We start from the raw sequence: 18,911 nt of genomic DNA on the forward strand, positions 1-18,911 counted from the left end.
ATAGACTCCTAGCATCTGAACGTCTGAAACCACAGGTTTTACCAAGGAGTGTCGCCATGCGCGAACAGGATTACGCCGTCCACCACGGCCAGCAGGTCGAGCAGCAGGAGATCAGCAAAGTCCTGCGCAACACGTACAGCTTGCTGGCGCTTACCCTCGCCTTCAGCGGTGTCATGGCCTTCGTGGCCCAGCAGATGCGCGTCGGCTACCCGAACATATTTGTGGTGTTGATCGGCTTCTACGGGCTGTTCTTCCTCACCAACAAGCTGCGTGATTCGGCTTGGGGCCTGGTGTCCACCTTCGCCCTCACCGGCTTCATGGGCTTCATTCTCGGCCCTATCCTGAACCGCTACCTGGGCATGGCCGGTGGCGCTGAAGTGGTCAGCTCGGCGTTTGCCATGACTGCCCTGGTGTTTGGTGGCCTGTCGGCTTATGTGCTGATCACCCGCAAGGACATGAGCTTCCTCAGTGGCTTCATCACTGCTGGTTTCTTCGTGCTGCTGGGTGCTGTCGTTGCCAGCTTCTTCTTCCAGATCAGCGGCCTGCAACTGGCGATCAGCGCTGGCTTCGTGTTGTTCTCGTCGGTCTGCATCCTGTTCCAGACCAGCGCGATCATTCATGGTGGCGAGCGTAACTACATCATGGCGACCATCAGCCTGTATGTGTCGATCTACAACCTGTTTGTCAGCCTGCTGCAGCTGTTTGGCATCATGGGTCGCGATGACTGACTGATTGCTGTGTGAGAAAGCCCGCTTCGGCGGGCTTTTTTGTGGGCGTTGGAAAAGGGATTGGGTGCAGGCTTCAGGCATATGCAGTACCTGTGGTGACAACTGTCTTGCACAACACCTGAAAGCTAGCGCGATCACTGTGGGAGCGGCTTTAGCCGCGAACACCGGCGAAGCCGGTGCCATCCACCGCGTTGGTTTCTTAGCGGGCACGCCCGCTCCCACAGGTGATCGCGCAGGCTGCAGACATATGCAGTCCCTATGGGGACAACTGTACTGCACAACACCTGAAAGCTAGCGCGATTACTCTGGGAGCGGTTTTACCCGCGAGTGTAGTTAGTTGTTTTCTTGCTTGGCCTGCCTGGCACGGCGGCGATTTATGCGTTCGCTGGTTTTGTGCGAATACCAATAAGCGAAAATCAGAAAACCTGTCGCAAATAGGCCACTAATCACATACCACAGGTAGTAGGCGAGGATGGTTGCACCATACACCGCAAGCGCCCAAGGGAACACGGCAACGATGAGCAACACTGCAAGAATGATGGCTAGACGCATGGATTCCTTCCCAAAAAACACAAATTGTAACAGCTGCCCCAAAACAGTCTGCAACCACGTGGGTTTCTAACTCACTCACTGACTCTAAAGTCAGGTAATTGGGCGAATGGTCGCCGATCATGCCGCCATCGTGCTTTTCTCTACCGCAATCCCTCTTCACCCCGTAGAATGCGCTCCTTTTTTCTTCCGGGGCAGCTTTCAGCAATGAGCTCACACGAACACAGCCCAGGCGCAGCGGCGCCTGCCAATGAACTGGTGCTTGGCCTTGAGGACAAGCCACGGCTGCTGATCGGCCTGCTGGCTGCCCTTCAGCACCTGCTGGCGATCATCGTGCCGATCGTTACCCCTGGCCTGCTGATTTGCCAGGCACTGGGCGTTTCTGCGCGTGATACCAACCTGATCGTTTCCATGTCGCTGGTGATCTCGGGTATTGCCACCTTCGTGCAGTGCAAGCGCTTTGGCCCATTCGGCGCCGGGCTGCTGATTGTGCAGGGCACCAGCTTCAACTTCGTCGGCCCGCTGATTGCGGGCGGCGCGTTGATGGTCAAGCAAGGCACGCCGGTAGAGGGTGTGATGGCAGCCATCTTCGGCGTGGTGATTGCGGGCTCGTTCGTGGAGATGGGCGTGTCGCGCATCCTGCCGTTCGTCAAACGCCTGATCACCCCGCTGGTGACCGGTATCGTGGTGCTGATGATCGGCCTGACCTTGATCAAGGTCGGCCTGATCAGCATGGGCGGTGGCTTCGGCGCCATGGCCAATGGCACCTTTGCCAACGGCGATAACCTGCTGCTGTCGGGCGTGGTGCTGGCGATCATCGTGATCCTCAACCGCGTGCCGGTAGTGTGGATGCGCAGCTGCGCCATCGTCATTGCCCTGGCGGTTGGCTATGCACTGGCCGGCTACATGGGCCGCCTGGACTTTACCGGCATGCACGAAGCCGCGCTGTTCCAGGTGCCGACGCCGCTGCACTTCGGCCTGGGCTTCTCGTGGGCGCTGTTCATTCCAATGCTGGTGATTTACCTGGTGACTTCGCTGGAAGCCATCGGTGACGTTACCGCCACCAGCAAGGTGTCGCGCCAACCGGTCGAAGGGCCGGTATGGATGCAGCGGATCAAGGGTGGCGTGCTGGTCAACGGTGCCAACTCGCTGCTGGCCGGTGTGTTCAACACCTTCCCCAGCTCGATCTTTGCCCAGAACAACGGGGTGATCCAGCTGACCGGCATTGCCAGCCGTCACATTGGTATGTGGATTGCCGTGATGCTGGTGGTGCTGGGGCTGTTCCCGAGCGTTGCCGGGGTGATCCAGGCTGTGCCGGAGCCGGTGCTGGGTGGCGCGGCCATGGTGATGTTCGGGGCGGTTGCGGCTTCGGGGATCAATATTCTGGCCAGCACCCGGCTGGACCGCCGTGCGCTACTGATCATTGCCGTTTCGTTGGCGCTGGGCCTGGGCGTGGCGCAGGTGCCGGAGTTTCTGGCGCATATGCCGGCGGCGATTCGCAATGTGCTGGAGTCGGGTGTGGCTACCGGGGGGATCTGTGCGCTGGTGCTGAACTGGTTCTTGCCGGAGAGCAAGGCGCAGGGTTGAGTCTATTATCCTTCTGACAGGGGGACGGGGCCGCTGCGCGGCCCATCGCCGGCAAGCCAGCTCTTACACTGTCGGGTTCAAGGCATATGCAGCACCTCTGGGATCGCACAGACCTGGGGTTTGAATAGAAAGCCCGCCCCGCTTGCACAAGCGGGCGCGGGCTTTTTTGCTTTATCATGGCGGCATTCCTTTGCATGAGTTAGCCATGAAATTCGCTATCGCGGTGTTCTCCCCGGCCCATGCGCCCTCCTCGCGGCGCGCCTTGCGCTACGCCGAGACAGTGCTGGCCGGCGGGCATGAGATTGCCCGGCTGTTCTTTTATCAGGACGGGGTGCACAGTGCCTCGGCCAACGTGGTCGCACCCCAGGACGAACTGGACGTGGCCAGCCAATGGCGTACCTTTATCCAGACCCACCAACTGGACGCGGTGGTGTGCATCGCCGCCGCCCTGCGCCGTGGCGTGCTCGACGAGGCCGAAGCCAACCGTTACCAGCGCCCGGCGGTGAACCTGCCCAAACCTTGGGAACTGTCGGGGCTTGGCCAGCTGCATGAAGCGGCGCAGGTTGCCGACCGCCTTGTCTGCTTCGGAGGCGACTGAAATGGCCAAATCCTTGTTGATCATCAGCCGTCAGGCCCCGTGGAATGGCCCATCGGCCCGCGAAGCGCTGGACATTGCCCTGGCCGGCGGGGCCTTCGACCTGCCGCTGGGCATGCTGTTCCTGGACGACGGGGTGTTCCAGCTCGCTCCCGGCCAGCAACCCACCGCCGTCCAACAGAAGAACCTGGCCGCCAACCTGCAGGCGCTGCCGATGTTCGGTGTCGAGGAGCTGTTCGCCTGTAGCCACAGCCTCAACCGCCGCGGCCTGGCAGCCGATGCCCTGGCGCTGCCCGTGCAAGTGCTGGATGACGCGGCCCTTGCCGCGCTGATCGCCCGTTTCGACCAGGTGGTAACGCTCTGATGACAACCCTGCATGTAATTGCCCACTCCCCGTTTGGCGACGAGCGCCTGGCCAGCTGCCTGCGCCTGCTCGGCCCCGACGACGCGCTGCTGCTGTGCGGCGATGCGGTGTATGCCCTGCGCAGCGGCAGCGAGCCGCACCACCAGCTGCAAGCTGCCGGCCTGGCCCAGCGCCTGTTCGCCCTGGATGAGGATGTGCAAGCCCGCGCGGTCGGCAACGACCTGGCCAAGGCCGTGGACTACGCCAGGTTCGTCGAACTGTCGCTGCATTACGACAAGGTCAACAGCTGGCTATGAGTACGCTCAACGTTGGCGATCAGGCGATCGCCCTGGACAAGGACGGCTTTCTGGTCGACCTGCAAGACTGGTCCCGCGCCGCCGCCGAGGCTTTGGCCGAGCGCGAGGGTATCCCGTTGACGGCGGACCATTGGGAAATCCTCGAACTGCTGCGCCAGTTCTACCAGGAATACCAGCTGTCCCCGGCCACGCGCCCGCTGATCAAGTACACGGCCCTGAAACTGGGCCCGGAAAAGGGCAACAGCCCGCACCTGAACCGCCTGTTCAATGGCACCCCCGCCAAACTTGCCGCCAAGCTGGCGGGCCTGCCCAAGCCGACCAACTGCATATGACCCAGCCCCTCTTGAAAGAAGCTCGCCCGCTAACGCTTGAAACGCCGGCCGAACACCCGTTCGCCGAATTCGTGCGTATTTTAGGCAAAGGCAAGCGCGGCGCGCGCGGCCTGACCCGTGAAGAGGCCCGCGCGGCCATGACCCTGCTGCTGGAAGGCAAGGTCGAAGACACCCAGCTGGGGGCCTTCCTCATGCTGCTGCGCCACAAGGAAGAAAGCGCCGAAGAGCTGGCCGGCTTCACCGAGGCCCTGCGCGCCCACCTGCAGGCGCCGAGCATTGCGGTGGACCTGGACTGGCCCACTTACGCCGGCAAAAAGCGCCACCTGCCCTGGTACCTGCTGGCGGCCAAATGCCTGGCCGGCAATGGCGTGCGCATCCTGATGCACGGCGGCGGCGCACACACCGCCGGGCGCATGTACAGCGAGCAGTTGCTCGACCTGCTGCAGATCCCGCTGTGCCGCGACTGGGCCTCCGTCGGCAACGCCCTCGACCAGCACCAGTTGGCATTCTCCCCGCTGCACGACTGGGCGCCGCAGTTGCAGCGCATGATCGACCTGCGCAACACCTTGGGCCTGCGCTCGCCCATCCATTCGCTGGCACGGGTGCTCAACCCGCTGGGCGCCCGCTGTGGCCTGCAAAGCATCTTCCACCCCGGTTACCAGGCTGTGCACCGTGAGGCCAGCCGCCTGCTGGGCGACCATGCCGTGGTGATCAAAGGCGATGGCGGCGAGATCGAGGTCAACCCCGATGTCATCAGCCACCTCTACGGCACCACGGCGGGCGAAGCGTGGGACGAAGAGTGGCCAGCGCTTAGCGAGCGCCGCCACGTCAAACCGGCCAGCCTGCAGGCCGAGCACTTGCTGGCGTTCTGGCGCGGTGAAGTGCAAGACAGTTATGGCGAAAAAGCCCTGATCGCGACCATGGCCCTGGCCCTGCGTGGCCTGGGCCAAGACCGCGAGCAGGCGTTCGCGACAGCGCAAGGCTATTGGGATACGCGCAATAGATCGATTTAGCCGATAATAGCACCCCGATCTTTGCGCTATTTGTTCGAACGATTTGGCCTAGACTGGGCTCCAACGACAAACAACTTTGTTTCAGGAGCTCACCATGGGCCTTTTGATCGACGGCCGCTGGCACGACCAGTGGTATGAAAACGGCAAGGACGGCACGTTCAAACGCGAAAACGCCCAGCGCCGCAATCAGCTGCCCGCCCCCGAGGCCGGCCGTTACCACCTGTACGTCTCGCTGGCCTGCCCATGGGCCCACCGCACCCTGATCTTGCGGGCCCTGAAAGGCCTTGAGCCACTGATCGATGTGTCGGTGGTCAGCTGGTTGATGCAAGACAATGGCTGGACCTTCGACCAACAGCAAGGCTCCAGCGGTGACCACCTCGACGGCCTGCAGTACCTGCACCAGCGCTATACCCAGGATGACCCGCATTACACCGGCCGCGTGACCGTGCCTGTGTTGTGGGACAAGCAAGAGAAACGCATCGTCAACAACGAGTCGTCGGAGATCATCCGTATCTTCAACAGCGCGTTCAACGAGCTGACCGGCAATACGCTAGACCTCTACCCCGAGCCACTGCGGCCGACCATCGAGGCATTGAACGAGCGCATTTACCCGGCGGTGAACAATGGCGTGTACCGCGCAGGCTTTGCCACCACGCAAGACGCCTACGAGGCGGCGTTCGACGATGTGTTCAACGAGCTGGATTATCTTGAGGACCTGCTGAGTCGCAATCGCTATCTGGCGGGTGAGTACCTGACCGAGGCCGATGTACGCCTGTTTACCACGCTGGTGCGCTTCGATGCGGTGTACCACGGGCACTTCAAGTGCAACCTGCGCCGCCTGAGTGACTACCACAACCTGTCAAACTGGCTGCGTGAGCTGTACCAGTGGCCGGGGGTGGCGGGCACGGTGGATATGGAGCATATCCAGAAGCACTATTATATGAGCCACAAGACCATCAACCCGACCGGGATCGTGCCTAAGGGGCCGTTGCAGGACTTTGGCTTGCCTCATGATCGTGAGCGATTGGTGGGCAAGGGGATTTGGCGGGGTTGAGTCTGTCGGGGGCTGCTTTGCAGCCCATCGCGACACAAGGCCGCTCCTACAGGGGACCGCGCAAGCCTCAGGGTCTACGCGCCCCCTGTAGGAGCGGCCTTGTGCCGCGATGGGCCGCAAAGCGGCCCCAACAATGAATGTCAGCTGTTCTGCGAACCTTCAAACCAGGCCAGCTTGTCACGCAACTGCACCACTTCCCCCACAATCACCAGGGTCGGTGCATGCACTTCATGCTGGGCCACCAGCTCTGGCAAGTCCGCCAAAGTACCGGTAAACACCCGCTGGTTACGCGTAGTCCCCTGCTGCACCAACGCCGCCGGGGTACTCGCCGCCCGCCCATGGCGAATCAGCTCGGCACAGATGGTCGGCAAACCGACCAAGCCCATGTAGAACACCAAGGTCTGCGCCGGCGCCACCAGGTCATTCCACGGCAGGTTGCTGGTGCCATCTTTCAGGTGGCCGGTGACGAAGCGCACCGACTGGGCGTAGTCGCGGTGGGTCAGCGGTATACCGCCATAAGCGGAACAGCCGCTGGCCGCAGTAATGCCCGGCACTACCTGGAACGGGATGCCATGCTCGGCCAGCTCTTCGATCTCTTCGCCACCCCGGCCGAAAATGAACGGATCGCCACCCTTCAGGCGCAACACGCGTTTGCCCTGCTTGGCCAGGTCGACCAGCAGGCGGTTGATCTGGTCCTGGGGCACGGAATGGTCAGCACGGCGCTTGCCCACGTAGATGCGCTCGGCATCACGCCGGCACATCTCGATAATGGCAGGCGCCACCAAGCGGTCGTACAGCACCACGTCGGCCTGCTGCATCAGGCGCAGGGCGCGGAAGGTGAGCAAGTCCGGGTCGCCCGGGCCCGCACCTACCAGGTACACCTCACCACCCTGCTGCACCGGCGCGCCGTCTACCATCGCCTGCAACAGGCGTTCGGCTTCGGCGCCCTGCCCGGCCAGCTGGCGCTCGGCAATCGGCCCCTGGAACACGGTTTCCCAGAAGCCGCGACGCTGGTTGACGTCCGGATACAAGGTTTTGACCTTGTGCCTGAAACGCGCAGCCAGCCCGGCCAGCTCACCATAGGCCGACGGGATCCAGGCCTCCAGCTTGGCGCGGATCAAACGCGCCAGCACCGGGGCGTCACCGCCACTGGATACCGCAATCACCAGCGGTGAACGGTCGACGATCGCCGGGAAGATCACCGTGCACAGGGCCGGTGCATCCACCACGTTGACCGGCAGGCTGAGGGCCTGCGCATCGGCCGACACCTGGGCGTTCAGCCCAGGGTCGTCGGTAGCCGCGATCACCAGCCGGCAACCGACCAGGTCGGCTGCCTGATAGCCACGCACCAGCACCTCACCGCCACCTTCCCGGGCCAACGCAGCCAACTGGCCGTCGACGTCCGGCGCCACCACGCGCAGCTCGCTACCGGCATCCGCCAGCAGGCGCGCCTTGCGCAAGGCAATCTCACCGCCACCGACGACCAGCACACGGCCGCCCTGCAGCTTGTGGAACAGCGGCAGGTAATCCATTTAGCGGATGACCTCGACGCCGCCCATGTACGGCTTCAGCACGTCTGGTACACGGATCGAACCGTCGGCCTGCTGGTAGTTTTCCAGCACGGCAACCAGGGTACGGCCTACGGCCAGGCCGGAGCCGTTGAGGGTGTGCACCAGCTCTGGCTTGCCGGTTTCCGGGTTGCGCCAGCGGGCCTGCATGCGGCGCGCCTGGAAGTCGCCGCAGTTGGAGCACGAGCTGATTTCGCGGTATTTGTCCTGGCTCGGCACCCACACTTCCAGGTCGTAGGTTTTCACGGCGCCAAAGCCCATGTCGCCGGTGCACAGTGCCAGCACGCGGTACGGCAGCTCCAGCAGCTGCAGCACGCGCTCGGCGTTGGCGGTCAGGCCTTCCAGGGCTTCCATCGACTTGGCCGGCTCTACCACCTGCACCATCTCGACTTTGTCGAACTGGTGCTGGCGGATCATGCCGCGGGTGTCACGGCCAGAAGCGCCGGCTTCACTGCGGAAGCACGGGGTGTGGGCAACCAGTTTCAGCGGCAGCTGCTTGGCGTCGAGGATTTCACCCGCTACCAGGTTGGTCAGCGACACTTCGGCAGTCGGGATCAGGTAGAAGTCAGCTTCACCTTCGCGGGTGATCTTGAACAGGTCTTCCTCGAACTTCGGCAGCTGGCCAGTGCCCTGCAATGCAGGCGCTTGCACCAGGTACGGGGTGTAATGCTCCTCGTAGCCGTGCTCGCCGGTGTGCAGGTTGATCATGAATTGCGCCAGGGCGCGGTGCAGGCGGGCGATCGGGCCACGCAGCACGGCAAAACGGGCGCCAGACAGCTTGGCTGCGGCCTCGAAGTCCAGGCCACCGCTGACTTCGCCGAGGGCGACGTGGTCCTTGATTTCGAAGTCAAAGGCGGTCGGCGTACCCCAGCGGCGCACTTCGACGTTGTCATCTTCGCTGGCACCAACCGGTACGCTGGCGTCCGGCAGGTTGGGGATGGTCAGCAGGATACCGTCCAGTTCGGCCTGAATGCCGTCCAGTTCAGTCTTGCCGGCAGCCAGCTCGTTAGCCATGCGCTCGACGTCGGCCATCAACGGCGCGATGTCTTCGCCCTTGGCCTTGGCCTGGCCGATGGACTTGGAACGGGCGTTACGCTCAGCCTGCAGCTGCTCGGTGCGGGTCTGCACCGCCTTGCGGCGCTCTTCCAGTGATTCGATGCGCGCGACATCCAGGCTAAAGCCACGGGAGGCCAGGCGTTGCGCCACTTCCTGAAGTTGGCCGCGTAACAGTTTGGAATCGAGCATATCGTTCTCTCGTTATAGGTAGGTGTTGGTTCAGAATCGGGTCAGGGACAGGCCGGCCCAGGTTGCGAGCAGCCCGCCCACCACGCTGATACTGGTATAGCCCAAGGCAAGGGGCACTTGCCCGCTTTCCATCAGGCGCACGGTATCGAGCGAGAAAGAGGAAAAGGTTGTAAGGCCGCCGAGGAAGCCGACAATCAGGCCAGCGCGCAGCTCGACCGGCGCCAACGGCTTGTGCAAGAACAGGCCATACAGCAGGCCTATCAGCAGGCAGCCAACCAGGTTGACCGCCAGCGTACCGGCATAGAAGTGCCGTGGCCAGTGGGCCGCTACCCAGTTGGCGGTAGCAAAGCGCAACAAGGTGCCGGCGATACCGCCCGCGCTCACCGCGGCAATCAGTGCAATCACGGTTTTCTCCGCTGCCGGGGGCTGTTGCGGTCCAGGTCGGCGAGGTGGCGCAGCTTCTCGCCAATCTTCAGTTCCAGGCCACGGGGCACCGGCTGGTAGTACTGGCGTGGCTCCAGCTCATCGGGGAAGTAATCTTCACCGGCGGCGTAGGCATCGGGTTCATCGTGGGCATAACGGTACTCGTCGCCATAGCCCAGTTGTTTCATTAGCTTGGTCGGGGCGTTGCGCAGGTGCAACGGCACTTCCAGCGAGCCATGCTCGGCCGCTTCGCGCAGGGCGGTCTTGAAGCCCATGTACACCGCGTTGCTCTTCGGCGCACAGGCCAGGTAGGTAATGGCCTGGGCCACCGCCAGTTCGCCCTCGGGGCTGCCCAGGCGCTCCTGCACGTCCCAGGCCGCCAGGCACAGGCTAAGCGCGCGCGGGTCGGCGTTGCCGATGTCCTCGCTGGCCATGCGCACCACGCGGCGGGCGATGTACAGCGGGTCGCAGCCGCCGTCGAGCATGCGGGCAAACCAGTACAGGGCGCCATCGGGGTTGGAGCCGCGCACCGACTTGTGCAGCGCGGAAATCTGGTCGTAGAACGCCTCGCCGCCCTTGTCGAAGCGGCGACGGCTGTCACCCAGCAGGCTCTGCAGCATCTCGACGTCGATTTCGCTGCCGTCTTCCGCCAGGTCCGAGGCGTTCTCAAGGAAGTTGAGCATGCGCCGGCCATCACCGTCGGCGGCGGCCATCAGCATCTTGAAGGCGTCGTCGCCCACCCGCAGGTTGCGCTTGCCCAGGCCACGTTCTTCGGTCAGCGCACGGTTGACCAGCTTGCGCAGGGCCGCCTCGTCCAGGCTCTTGAGCACATACACCCGCGCCCGCGACAGCAGCGCGTTGTTCAGCTCGAACGACGGGTTCTCGGTGGTGGCGCCAATGAACAGCAGGGTGCCGTCTTCCACATAGGGCAAAAAGGCGTCCTGCTGCGACTTGTTGAAGCGGTGCACTTCGTCGACGAACAGGATGGTGCGCCGGCCATACTGCCCGGCCTGCTGCTTGGCCACCTCAACCGCCTGGCGAATCTCTTTGACCCCGGCCAGCACCGCCGACACCGTCTCGAAGTGCGCATCGCAGAACTGCGCCAGCAGCCGCGCCAGGGTGGTTTTGCCCACCCCAGGTGGCCCCCAGAAGATCATCGAGTGCAGCGCACCCTGCTCCAGCGCCTCACGCAGCGGTTTGCCGCGTGCCAGCAGGTGCTCCTGGCCGACGTATTCGTCCAGGTTGGACGGGCGCAGGCGGGCGGCCAGGGGCTGGGCAACGGGTTCGCTTCGAAACAGGTCCATGACGAGCTCCGGTTACTCCTTGATCACGTCAGCACCTTTGGGGATGTCGAACTTGAACTTGCTGTCCGGCACCGCCTGGTTGGCCTTGACGCCATTGAACAGGATGTTGGTGCGCTGGCCGACGCTGTCGATCAGCTGCATGTCATTGATCAGGCCTTTGCGGAACGACACGCGCAGCGAGTCGAACAGGGTGTCCTTGGTCTTCGGCTTGAGGGTGAAGTCCATGACTTCGCCCTGCTCTTTCGAGGCGATGTCGAAACTCTGGCTGATCTTCGACACGTCACCGGACAGTAGCAGTGCCGGGGTCTGGTTCAGGCGCACGTCGAGCTTTTTGACGGTGGCCTGTTCCAGGTCCGGGTCCCACAGGGTAACCATCTTGCCGTCAGACACCACCACCTGCTCCTGTGGCGCATTGGTGTGCCAGTAGAACAGGCCCGGGCGCTTGACGATCATCTGGCCAGCAGTCTCCTGCAGGCTGGTGCCGTCGGCACCCAAGGTCAATTGAGAGAAATTGGCCTCGATGGTCTGCGACTTTTCCAGCAGCTGGGTCAGGCGTTGTACATCTTGCTCACCGGCAAAAACCGAAACGCTGCCCAGAGCAAGGGCAGAAACCAACAGCATGCGAATCGCGCGCATGGTAATCCTCATTGAGCATTGAAAAGGCCGGGCGCCAACGTTGGCACCCGGCAAGGTGTTCATCAGTCGCGCGGGCCGCCCGGGGCAATCACTTCCCGCGAGCCGTTGCTGTTCATCGGGGTGACCACGCCAGCCATTTCCATGGCTTCGATCATGCGGGCGGCGCGGTTGTAGCCGATCTTCAGCTTGCGTTGCACGGCCGAGATCGACGCACGGCGGCTTTCCAGCACAAATTGCACGGCCTCATCATACAGGGCGTCGCTTTCCGAATCATCGCCATCGCCACCACCACCGCCGCCGCCTTCAAAGCCGCTGCCGGCCTCTTCCACGCCGTTGAGGATGTCGTCGTTGTAGTCCGGCGCGCCGCGCAGCTTCCACGCTTCCACCACGCGGTGCACTTCGTCGTCGGAGACGAACGCACCGTGCACGCGGATCGGCAGGCTGGTACCGGGCGGCATGTACAGCATGTCACCGTGGCCCAGCAGCTGCTCGGCGCCACCTTGGTCGATGATGGTGCGCGAGTCGATCTTGCTCGACACCTGGAACGCCATGCGGGTCGGGATGTTGGCCTTGATCAGGCCGGTGATCACGTCCACCGACGGGCGCTGGGTGGCAAGAATCAGGTGGATACCGGCGGCCCGCGCTTTCTGGGCGATACGGGCAATCAGCTCTTCGACCTTCTTGCCGACGATCATCATCATGTCGGCGAATTCGTCGACCACCACCACGATGGTCGGCAGGGTTTTCAGCGCAGGCGGCACGTCGTCCATGCTCTCGCGGCGGAACAGCGGGTCATGGATGACCTCGCCGGCTTCCTCGGCATCCTTGATCTTGCGGTTGAAGCCGCCAAGGTTACGCACGCCCATGGCCGCCATCAGCTTGTAGCGCCGCTCCATCTCGGCCACGCTCCAGCGCAGGGCGTTGGCAGCGTCCTTCATGTCGGTAACCACCGGGCACAGCAAATGCGGGATGCCTTCGTAGATCGACAGTTCGAGCATTTTCGGGTCGATCATGATCAACCGCGCGTCTTCCGGGCCAGACTTGAACAGGATCGACAGGATCATCGCGTTCACACCCACCGACTTACCGGAGCCGGTGGTACCGGCCACCAGCAGATGTGGCATCTTGGCCAGGTCGGTGATCACCGGCTTGCCGCCGATGTCGTGGCCCAGGGCCAGGGTGACCGGCGATTTCTGCTCCTCGAACTGCGGCGTGGCCAGCACTTCGGAGAAGCGCACCATCTGCCGGTTTTCGTTGGGGATCTCGATACCCACGGTGGTCTTGCCAGGGATTACCTCAACCACTCGCACGCTGGTCACGGCCAGCGAACGCGCCAGGTCCTTGGCCAGGTTGGCGATGCGGCTGACCTTCACGCCAGCGGCCGGCTGGATTTCATAACGGGTAATCACTGGGCCTGGGTGGATCGAGTCCACCGCCACTTCAACGCCGAATTCCTTGAGCTTGATTTCCAGCAACTGGCCGACACTGGCCAGGGATTCTGGCGAGTACTCGATCTTTTTCTGCTCGGCCGGGTCGAGAATCGAGATCGACGGCAGGGTGCCTTCGATGGCGCTGTCGACGAACAGCGGCGCCTGCTTCTCTTTCATCACGCGCTTGCTCGGCTCAGGCGCCCTGGCCGCTGCCGGTGGCACGATGGTCGGGCCCGCAGGCTGCTCGCGGGGCACCACGGCTTCACGCGCCACTACCGGCTCGCGCGGCACCACCGGCTCACGGGCAAGGGTCGGTTCGCGTTGCACAACAGGCTGGGCGGGCGCTTCTTCACGCTTGAAGATACGCTCGCGCAACGCCGGCTTGGCAGGCTCGCGCTTGTCGGCCGCCGTCGGCGGCGCCTTGAACACCGGCTCGTCCTCACGCAGCTGCGCCTCCAGGCGTTTGCGCTCGTTGCGCGCCTCCCACCAGCGGTTGGCAGCGCCCTGTACCAACTCGAACAGGTCGAGGGTGATCTTGCCGGTCAGGTCCATCACCTTGAACCACGACAAATCGGTGAACACGGTCAGGCCGAACAGGAACAGGGCAATGAACATCAGCGTGCTGCCCTGCACGTTCAGCAGGTTGCGCGCCAGCTCGCCAAGGCTTTCGCCCAGCGCGCCACCCGCAGAAAAAGGCATGCTCGCCGGCGGATGGAAGTGAATATGCGCCAGCGCTGCACCGGACAGCACCAGGAACACCAGGCCGATCAAACGCCAGGAGAACAGCCAGCCGCTCCAGTCCCAGGGCTGATGGCGCTCACGGAAGATCTGCCAGGTCTTGACCGCCAGCAACAGCGGGAAGATGTAGGCGAAGTAACCCAGCACCATGAACAGGATGTCGGCGAAGTAGGCACCGGCTCGCCCGGCGGCGTTCTGCACCTGGTCGACGTTGCTGGTGTGGCTGAAGCCTGGATCGGAGGTGTCGTAGGTCAGCAGCGCCATCCACAAGTACAGGCACAGGGCGCCGATCGCGATCAACGCACCTTCCTTGAGGCGGTAATGCAGCTGCTGCCGCCACAGGGGCACAGGCAAGGGAGCTGGGGTTGCGGTGGATTTCTTCAAAACGCGTCTATTCCTGCGCGTGGTGCGCGTCCAATAGTGATCGGCCGGCTGAGCGGCCAATGAACCACTACTTTTAACATTACTGCCCGCCAGCCGCCATGGCGGCACGCCGCATGGGGGTTTGCCCGGGGGCGACTTTCACATAGCTGCAATTTGAGCATGCATTTTCTTTTGTGACAAAGGCTTATGCTGTGTTTTTGCACAGGTGTGACCGCAAATGTAGCGGATGGTGCCTGCGCTTTCATGAATGTGCAGGAAATTGCCTGATTTGCTGGCCTGTGCCGGCCTCTTCGCGGGCGCGCCCGCTCCCACAGGCTGCGCAAGGCTGAAGACCGTGGGGTTCCTGTGGGAGCGGGCGTGCCCGCAAAGCAGCCAAAGAGATTGACCCTGCTTTTCACCCGCGCCATGCTGCCCTCTCCCCTCCCCCACCGCACGATAGACCATGCTCACCTGGCTGACCCGCGACTCGCTGACCTTCCCACCCCTGGAAAAGGCCCTGCACGACCCCAACGGCCTGTTGGCCGCTGGCGGCGACCTGAGCCCCGAGCGCCTGGTGCAGGCCTACCGCCATGGCTGCTTCCCGTGGTACCAGGACGGCCAGCCGATCCTGTGGTGGTCACCCGACCCACGCACGGTGCTGCTGCCCGACCAACTGCACGTTTCGCGCTCGCTGGCCAAGCTGATGCGCCAAGGCCGCTACCAGGTCAGCTTCGACACCGACTTTGCCGCCGTCATCGCTGCCTGCGCCGCACCACGCGACTACGCCGACGGCACCTGGATCACCGACACCATGCGCAACGCCTACTGCGAACTGCACCGCCGTGGCATCGCGCATTCGGTGGAGGTACGCCAGGACGGCGAGCTGGTGGGCGGCCTGTACGGCCTGGCCATGGGCCAGCTGTTCTTCGGTGAATCGATGTTCAGCCGCGCCGACAACGCCTCCAAGGTCGGCTTCGTGACCTTGGTCAACCACCTGCGCGAGGCCGGTTTCGTGCTGATCGACTGCCAAATGCCCACCAACCACCTGCACAGCCTGGGTGCCCATGCCATCAGCCGCACCGAGTTCGCCGGTTACCTGGCCCGCCACCTCGACCAGCCCAATAGCGCAACGTGGGTTGCCTAGGCGAGTTGCCATAGCTGGCTTACACTTAAAACAAAGTCTCACCGAAGGGGTTGATCATGACAGAGTTGGCGCGGTTGAAGTTTTATGCCACTCAGCCCCACTCCTGCAGCTACCTGCCTGACGAGCAGGCGACCACACTGTTCCTCGACCCCAGCCAGCCGATGGACGTGAACGTGTACGCCGACCTGTCGGAAATGGGCTTTCGGCGCAGTGGCGACCACCTGTACCGCCCCCACTGCCAGAACTGCAACGCCTGTGTGCCGGCGCGCATCCCCGCGGCGCGTTTCATTCCCAACCGCCAGCAACGGCGCATTCTCAAGCGCAATGCCGACCTGACCGTGAGCGCCGCGCGCCCGACGTTCAAGGAGGAGTACTTCGAGCTGTACCGGCGCTATATCGAAACGCGCCACGCCGACGGTGACATGTACCCGCCCAGCCGCGACCAGTTTTCTACCTTTCTGGTGCGCGACTTGCCGTTCTGCTGGTTCTACGAGTTCCGCCTGGAAGGCCGGTTGCTGGCGGTGGCAGTGTGCGACCTGCTGCCCAATGGCCTGTCGGCGGTGTACACCTTCTACGAGCCGGACGAGGAGCGACGCAGCCTTGGCCGCTTCGCTATCCTCTGGCAGATCACCGAGGCCGTGCGCCAGGACCTGGAGGCGGTTTACCTGGGCTACTGGATCAAGAACTGCAAGAAAATGAACTACAAGACGCAGTATCGGCCCATCGAGTTGCTGATAAACCAGCGCTGGGTCACCCTCAACTGAAAGCATTGGCTTGACACGCAGATTTCCGGCATAATCGGCGCCACTTTTTTGCCCGGTGCGGATATGCGTCGGGCTAACACTGGATCCGAGGGCTCAACTGCATGTCGAAAGAAGACAGCTTCGAAATGGAAGGTACTGTCGTCGACACCCTGCCCAACACCATGTTCCGCGTGGAGTTGGAAAACGGGCACGTCGTAACCGCGCACATCTCCGGAAAGATGCGCAAAAACTACATCCGTATTCTCACTGGCGACAAAGTCCGCGTCGAGCTGACGCCGTACGACCTGAGCAAGGGCCGCATCACTTACCGTGCGCGCTAAGCTCCAGCCATGAAAAAGCCCGGCCATGTGCCGGGCTTTTTTGTGCCTATGAAATTGCAGGGGGCTGCTTTGCAGCCCATCGCGACGCAAGGCCGCTCCTACAGGGAATCGCATAACCCTTGTAGGAGCGGCCTTGCGTCGCGATGGGCCGCAAAGCGGCCCCAATATCACGCAACCTCAGCCGTGGTCTCGAAGTCGAACACCAGTTCGCCATCGCGCAGGTCGATGTGCACTACACCGCCATGCTCGGCCAGCTCGCCAAACAGGATCTCCTCGGCCAATGGCCGCTTGATCTTGTCCTGGATCAGCCGCGCCATCGGCCGCGCACCCATCTGCACGTCGTAGCCCGACGCCGCCAGCCAGCCGCGGGCATCATCGCTGACTTCCAGCAGCACACGCTTGTCTTCCAGCTGGGCCTGCAGTTCGATAAGGAACTTGTCGACGATGCTTTTGATCGTTTCGTGGCTCAGGCGGCCAAACTGGATGATGGTGTCCAGGCGGTTGCGGAACTCTGGCGTGAAGCTCTTGCGGATGACTTCCATGGCATCGGACGCATGGTCCTGATGGGTGAAGCCGATCGAGGCCCGTGCCGCGGTTTCCGCGCCAGCGTTGGTGGTCATGATCAGGATCACGTTACGGAAGTCGGCCTTGCGCCCGTTGTTGTCGGTGAGGGTACCGTGGTCCATCACCTGCAGCAGCAGGTTGAAGACTTCCGGGTGGGCCTTCTCGATTTCATCGAGCAGCAATACGCAATGCGGTTGCTTGGTGATCGCCTCGGTCAGCAAACCACCCTGGTCAAAGCCAACGTAACCAGGAGGCGCACCAATCAGGCGCGACACGGTGTGGCGCTCCATGTACTCGGACATGTCGAAACGCACCAGCTCCACACCCAGCGCCTTGGCCAGCTGCCGCGCCGCTTCGGTCTTGCCGACGCCAGTAGGGCCGGCGAACAGGAACGAACCGACCGGCTTGTCTGGCGCCTTGAGGCCGGCGCGGGACAGCTTGATGGCGGTAGACAGCGAATCGATCGCCTGGTCCTGGCCGAATACGGTCAGTTTCAGGTCACGCTCGAGGTTACGCAGCAGCTCCTTGTCGGAACTGCTGACATGCTTCGGCGGAATGCGCGCAATCTTGGCAACGATGTCCTCGACCTGCGGCACGTCGATGCGCTTGACGCGGTTGGCCTCCGGCTGCAGGCGCTGGTAGGCACCGGCTTCGTCGATCACGTCGATGGCCTTGTCCGGCATGTGCCGGTCATTGATGTAGCGCGAGGCCAGTTCGGCGGCGGCGCGCAGGGCTTCGTCGCTGTACTCGATGTTGTGGTGGCTCTCGAAGCGGCCTTTCAGACCGCGCAGGATACCCACGGTGTCTTCGACCGACGGCTCGCTGACATCCACCTTCTGGAAGCGCCGCGCCAGGGCACGATCCTTCTCGAAGATGCCACGAAACTCCTGGAAGGTGGTCGAGCCAATGCAACGGATTTCACCCGAAGACAGCAACGGCTTGAGCAGGTTGGAGGCATCCATCACCCCGCCCGAGGCCGCACCGGCACCGATGATGGTATGGATTTCGTCGATGAACAGGATCGCCTGCGGGCGCTTGCGCAGCTCACCGAGCAGCGCCTTGAAGCGCTTCTCGAAGTCGCCGCGGTACTTGGTACCGGCCAGCAGTGCGCCAAGGTCGAGGGAATACACCACGCTCTGCGCCAGCAGGTCGGGCACCTGGCCATCGACAATGCGCTTGGCCAGGCCTTCGGCGATGGCCGTCTTGCCCACGCCCGCCTCACCCACCAGCAGCGGGTTGTTCTTGCGCCGGCGGGCAAGGATTTGCGCCACGCGCTCAACTTCCTGCTCGCGGCCTACCAGCGGGTCGATGCGGCCGGCACGGGCCAGCTCGTTCAGGTTGCTGGCATAAGCGTCCAGCGGGTTGCTCGACGAGGACGTTTCGCCGCCCTCTTCGTCCTGCATTTCCTGGTCGCTGTCGGCGTGCGAACCATGGCCAGGCACCTTGGAGATGCCATGGGCGATGTAGTTGACCACGTCGATGCGGGCCACGCTCTGCTGCTTGAGCAGGAACACGGCCTGGCTTTCCTGTTCGCTGAAAATCGCCACCAGCACGTTGGCGCCGGTCACTTCACGCTTGCCAGAGCTTTGCACGTGGAACACGGCACGCTGCAGCACCCGCTGGAAGCCCAGGGTAGGCTGGGTTTCACGGTCTTCATCGTTGACAGGAATCAACGGGGTGGTGGAATCGATGAACTCTTGCAGGTCATGCTTGAGCTTGTCGAGATTGGCGCCACAGGCGCGCAGAACGGTCGCGGCAGCCTCATTGTCAAGGAGTGCCAGCAGCAGATGTTCGACGGTCATGAATTCATGACGTTTCGAACGGGCCTCCTTGAAGGCCAGATTGAGGGTGACTTCGAGCTCGCGGTTTAACATAGCTTCACCTCATACCCAAG

Annotated in this window: 19 protein-coding genes; 11 read left to right on the forward strand and 8 right to left on the reverse strand. The window is 62.8% G+C overall.

The annotated features are described in order from the left end of the window. Nucleotides 1–56 precede the first annotated feature (56 nt). Nucleotides 57–728, forward strand: coding sequence for a Bax inhibitor-1/YccA family protein (locus JOY50_RS06465; protein WP_019471940.1), 672 nt, complete (start codon nucleotides 57–59; stop codon nucleotides 726–728). A 333-nt stretch (nucleotides 729–1,061) separates the two neighbouring features. Here JOY50_RS06465 and JOY50_RS06470 read toward each other — a convergent pair whose 3' ends face one another. After that, nucleotides 1,062–1,280, reverse strand: coding sequence for a hypothetical protein (locus JOY50_RS06470; protein WP_019474007.1), 219 nt, complete (start codon nucleotides 1,278–1,280; stop codon nucleotides 1,062–1,064). A 204-nt stretch (nucleotides 1,281–1,484) separates the two neighbouring features. On the opposite strand from JOY50_RS06470, the gene JOY50_RS06475 reads away from it, so the two are divergent. From JOY50_RS06475 to JOY50_RS06505, 7 genes are all read left to right on the forward strand, one after another. After that, nucleotides 1,485–2,864 carry a nucleobase:cation symporter-2 family protein gene (locus tag JOY50_RS06475; RefSeq protein ID WP_132841776.1) on the forward strand — a complete coding sequence of 460 codons (1,380 nt, stop codon included), beginning with the start codon at nucleotides 1,485–1,487 and terminating at the stop codon, nucleotides 2,862–2,864. Between the two features lie 205 nt (nucleotides 2,865–3,069). Further along, nucleotides 3,070–3,462, forward strand: coding sequence for a sulfurtransferase complex subunit TusD (tusD, locus tag JOY50_RS06480; protein WP_132841780.1), 393 nt, complete (start codon nucleotides 3,070–3,072; stop codon nucleotides 3,460–3,462). A 1-nt stretch (nucleotide 3,463) separates the two neighbouring features. Next, a complete protein-coding gene (tusC, locus tag JOY50_RS06485; RefSeq protein WP_132841782.1) occupies nucleotides 3,464–3,823 on the forward strand; it encodes a sulfurtransferase complex subunit TusC in 360 nt (119 codons plus the stop codon). Then, nucleotides 3,823–4,119, forward strand: a complete 297-nt coding sequence (tusB, locus tag JOY50_RS06490) for a sulfurtransferase complex subunit TusB (RefSeq protein ID WP_132841784.1) — start codon at nucleotides 3,823–3,825, stop codon at nucleotides 4,117–4,119. Before tusC ends, tusB begins: the two co-directional genes overlap by 1 nt. Beyond that, complete coding sequence (locus tag JOY50_RS06495; protein WP_016488112.1) at nucleotides 4,116–4,451, forward strand: TusE/DsrC/DsvC family sulfur relay protein; 336 nt, start codon at nucleotides 4,116–4,118, stop codon at nucleotides 4,449–4,451. Before tusB ends, JOY50_RS06495 begins: the two co-directional genes overlap by 4 nt. 11 nt (nucleotides 4,452–4,462) lie before the next feature. After that, nucleotides 4,463–5,464: a glycosyl transferase family protein gene (locus JOY50_RS06500; RefSeq protein ID WP_243054994.1), complete on the forward strand. Its 1,002-nt coding sequence runs from the start codon at nucleotides 4,463–4,465 to the stop codon at nucleotides 5,462–5,464. Nucleotides 5,465–5,558: 94 nt separating this feature from the next. Beyond that, entirely contained in the window at nucleotides 5,559–6,518 is a 960-nt protein-coding gene (locus JOY50_RS06505; RefSeq protein ID WP_197898868.1) for a glutathione S-transferase family protein, read from the forward strand. 140 nt (nucleotides 6,519–6,658) lie between these two features. Here JOY50_RS06505 and cysG read toward each other — a convergent pair whose 3' ends face one another. The 6 genes from cysG to JOY50_RS06535 form a co-directional block, all read right to left on the reverse strand. Continuing rightward, nucleotides 6,659–8,050 carry a siroheme synthase CysG gene (gene cysG / locus JOY50_RS06510; protein ID WP_132841789.1) on the reverse strand — a complete coding sequence of 464 codons (1,392 nt, stop codon included), beginning with the start codon at nucleotides 8,048–8,050 and terminating at the stop codon, nucleotides 6,659–6,661. Next, nucleotides 8,051–9,331, reverse strand: coding sequence for a serine--tRNA ligase (serS, locus tag JOY50_RS06515; protein WP_016488116.1), 1,281 nt, complete (start codon nucleotides 9,329–9,331; stop codon nucleotides 8,051–8,053). Nucleotides 9,332–9,361: 30 nt separating this feature from the next. Continuing rightward, nucleotides 9,362–9,736, reverse strand: a complete 375-nt coding sequence (gene crcB, locus JOY50_RS06520) for a fluoride efflux transporter CrcB (RefSeq protein WP_016711494.1) — start codon at nucleotides 9,734–9,736, stop codon at nucleotides 9,362–9,364. After that, nucleotides 9,733–11,058, reverse strand: a complete 1,326-nt coding sequence (locus JOY50_RS06525; RefSeq protein WP_028613325.1) for a replication-associated recombination protein A — start codon at nucleotides 11,056–11,058, stop codon at nucleotides 9,733–9,735. Before JOY50_RS06525 ends, crcB begins: the two co-directional genes overlap by 4 nt. A gap of 12 nt (nucleotides 11,059–11,070) precedes the next feature. Then, the gene (lolA, locus tag JOY50_RS06530) at nucleotides 11,071–11,694 is read right to left on the reverse strand and encodes an outer membrane lipoprotein chaperone LolA (RefSeq protein ID WP_028613326.1); all 624 of its coding nucleotides are present in this window, start codon (nucleotides 11,692–11,694) and stop codon (nucleotides 11,071–11,073) included. A 62-nt stretch (nucleotides 11,695–11,756) separates the two neighbouring features. Continuing rightward, nucleotides 11,757–14,306, reverse strand: a complete 2,550-nt coding sequence (locus tag JOY50_RS06535; protein WP_405045969.1) for a DNA translocase FtsK — start codon at nucleotides 14,304–14,306, stop codon at nucleotides 11,757–11,759. 382 nt (nucleotides 14,307–14,688) lie between these two features. Between JOY50_RS06535 and aat the strand changes: the two genes are divergently transcribed. The 3 genes from aat to infA all read left to right on the forward strand — a co-directional run bounded on the left by aat (nucleotide 14,689) and on the right by infA (nucleotide 16,453). Continuing rightward, on the forward strand, nucleotides 14,689–15,369 hold the full coding sequence (gene aat, locus JOY50_RS06540; protein WP_243054962.1) for a leucyl/phenylalanyl-tRNA--protein transferase: 681 nt from the start codon (nucleotides 14,689–14,691) through the stop codon (nucleotides 15,367–15,369). A gap of 56 nt (nucleotides 15,370–15,425) precedes the next feature. Beyond that, complete coding sequence (locus tag JOY50_RS06545) at nucleotides 15,426–16,133, forward strand: arginyltransferase (protein ID WP_028613329.1); 708 nt, start codon at nucleotides 15,426–15,428, stop codon at nucleotides 16,131–16,133. Nucleotides 16,134–16,234: 101 nt separating this feature from the next. After that, nucleotides 16,235–16,453, forward strand: a complete 219-nt coding sequence (gene infA, locus JOY50_RS06550) for a translation initiation factor IF-1 (RefSeq protein WP_002553999.1) — start codon at nucleotides 16,235–16,237, stop codon at nucleotides 16,451–16,453. Nucleotides 16,454–16,620: 167 nt separating this feature from the next. Here infA and clpA read toward each other — a convergent pair whose 3' ends face one another. Continuing rightward, the gene (gene clpA / locus JOY50_RS06555) at nucleotides 16,621–18,891 is read right to left on the reverse strand and encodes an ATP-dependent Clp protease ATP-binding subunit ClpA (protein WP_016488123.1); all 2,271 of its coding nucleotides are present in this window, start codon (nucleotides 18,889–18,891) and stop codon (nucleotides 16,621–16,623) included. Between the last annotated feature and the right edge of the window lie 20 nt (nucleotides 18,892–18,911).

It is taken from the genome of Pseudomonas sp. BP01, from assembly GCF_022760795.1.
In the GTDB taxonomy this organism is placed as follows: Bacteria; Pseudomonadota; Gammaproteobacteria; order Pseudomonadales; family Pseudomonadaceae; genus Aquipseudomonas; species Aquipseudomonas putida_Q.

What these genes read in the sequence shown, in the direction of transcription:
- JOY50_RS06475 (WP_132841776.1), top strand. Translation starts at nt 1,485, where the DNA reads ATGAGCTCACACGAACACAGCCCAGGCGCAGCGGCGCCTGCCAATGAA.
- aat (WP_243054962.1), top strand. Translation starts at nt 14,689, where the DNA reads ATGCTCACCTGGCTGACCCGCGACTCGCTGACCTTCCCACCCCTGGAA.
- serS (WP_016488116.1), bottom strand. Translation starts at nt 9,331, where the DNA reads ATGCTCGATTCCAAACTGTTACGCGGCCAACTTCAGGAAGTGGCGCAA.
- cysG (WP_132841789.1), bottom strand. Translation starts at nt 8,050, where the DNA reads ATGGATTACCTGCCGCTGTTCCACAAGCTGCAGGGCGGCCGTGTGCTG.
- infA (WP_002553999.1), top strand. Translation starts at nt 16,235, where the DNA reads ATGTCGAAAGAAGACAGCTTCGAAATGGAAGGTACTGTCGTCGACACC.
- JOY50_RS06465 (WP_019471940.1), top strand. Translation starts at nt 57, where the DNA reads ATGCGCGAACAGGATTACGCCGTCCACCACGGCCAGCAGGTCGAGCAG.
- clpA (WP_016488123.1), bottom strand. Translation starts at nt 18,891, where the DNA reads ATGTTAAACCGCGAGCTCGAAGTCACCCTCAATCTGGCCTTCAAGGAG.
- JOY50_RS06495 (WP_016488112.1), top strand. Translation starts at nt 4,116, where the DNA reads ATGAGTACGCTCAACGTTGGCGATCAGGCGATCGCCCTGGACAAGGAC.
- tusB (WP_132841784.1), top strand. Translation starts at nt 3,823, where the DNA reads ATGACAACCCTGCATGTAATTGCCCACTCCCCGTTTGGCGACGAGCGC.
- JOY50_RS06470 (WP_019474007.1), bottom strand. Translation starts at nt 1,280, where the DNA reads ATGCGTCTAGCCATCATTCTTGCAGTGTTGCTCATCGTTGCCGTGTTC.
- lolA (WP_028613326.1), bottom strand. Translation starts at nt 11,694, where the DNA reads ATGCGCGCGATTCGCATGCTGTTGGTTTCTGCCCTTGCTCTGGGCAGC.
- JOY50_RS06505 (WP_197898868.1), top strand. Translation starts at nt 5,559, where the DNA reads ATGGGCCTTTTGATCGACGGCCGCTGGCACGACCAGTGGTATGAAAAC.
- tusC (WP_132841782.1), top strand. Translation starts at nt 3,464, where the DNA reads ATGGCCAAATCCTTGTTGATCATCAGCCGTCAGGCCCCGTGGAATGGC.
- JOY50_RS06525 (WP_028613325.1), bottom strand. Translation starts at nt 11,058, where the DNA reads ATGGACCTGTTTCGAAGCGAACCCGTTGCCCAGCCCCTGGCCGCCCGC.
- tusD (WP_132841780.1), top strand. Translation starts at nt 3,070, where the DNA reads ATGAAATTCGCTATCGCGGTGTTCTCCCCGGCCCATGCGCCCTCCTCG.
- JOY50_RS06545 (WP_028613329.1), top strand. Translation starts at nt 15,426, where the DNA reads ATGACAGAGTTGGCGCGGTTGAAGTTTTATGCCACTCAGCCCCACTCC.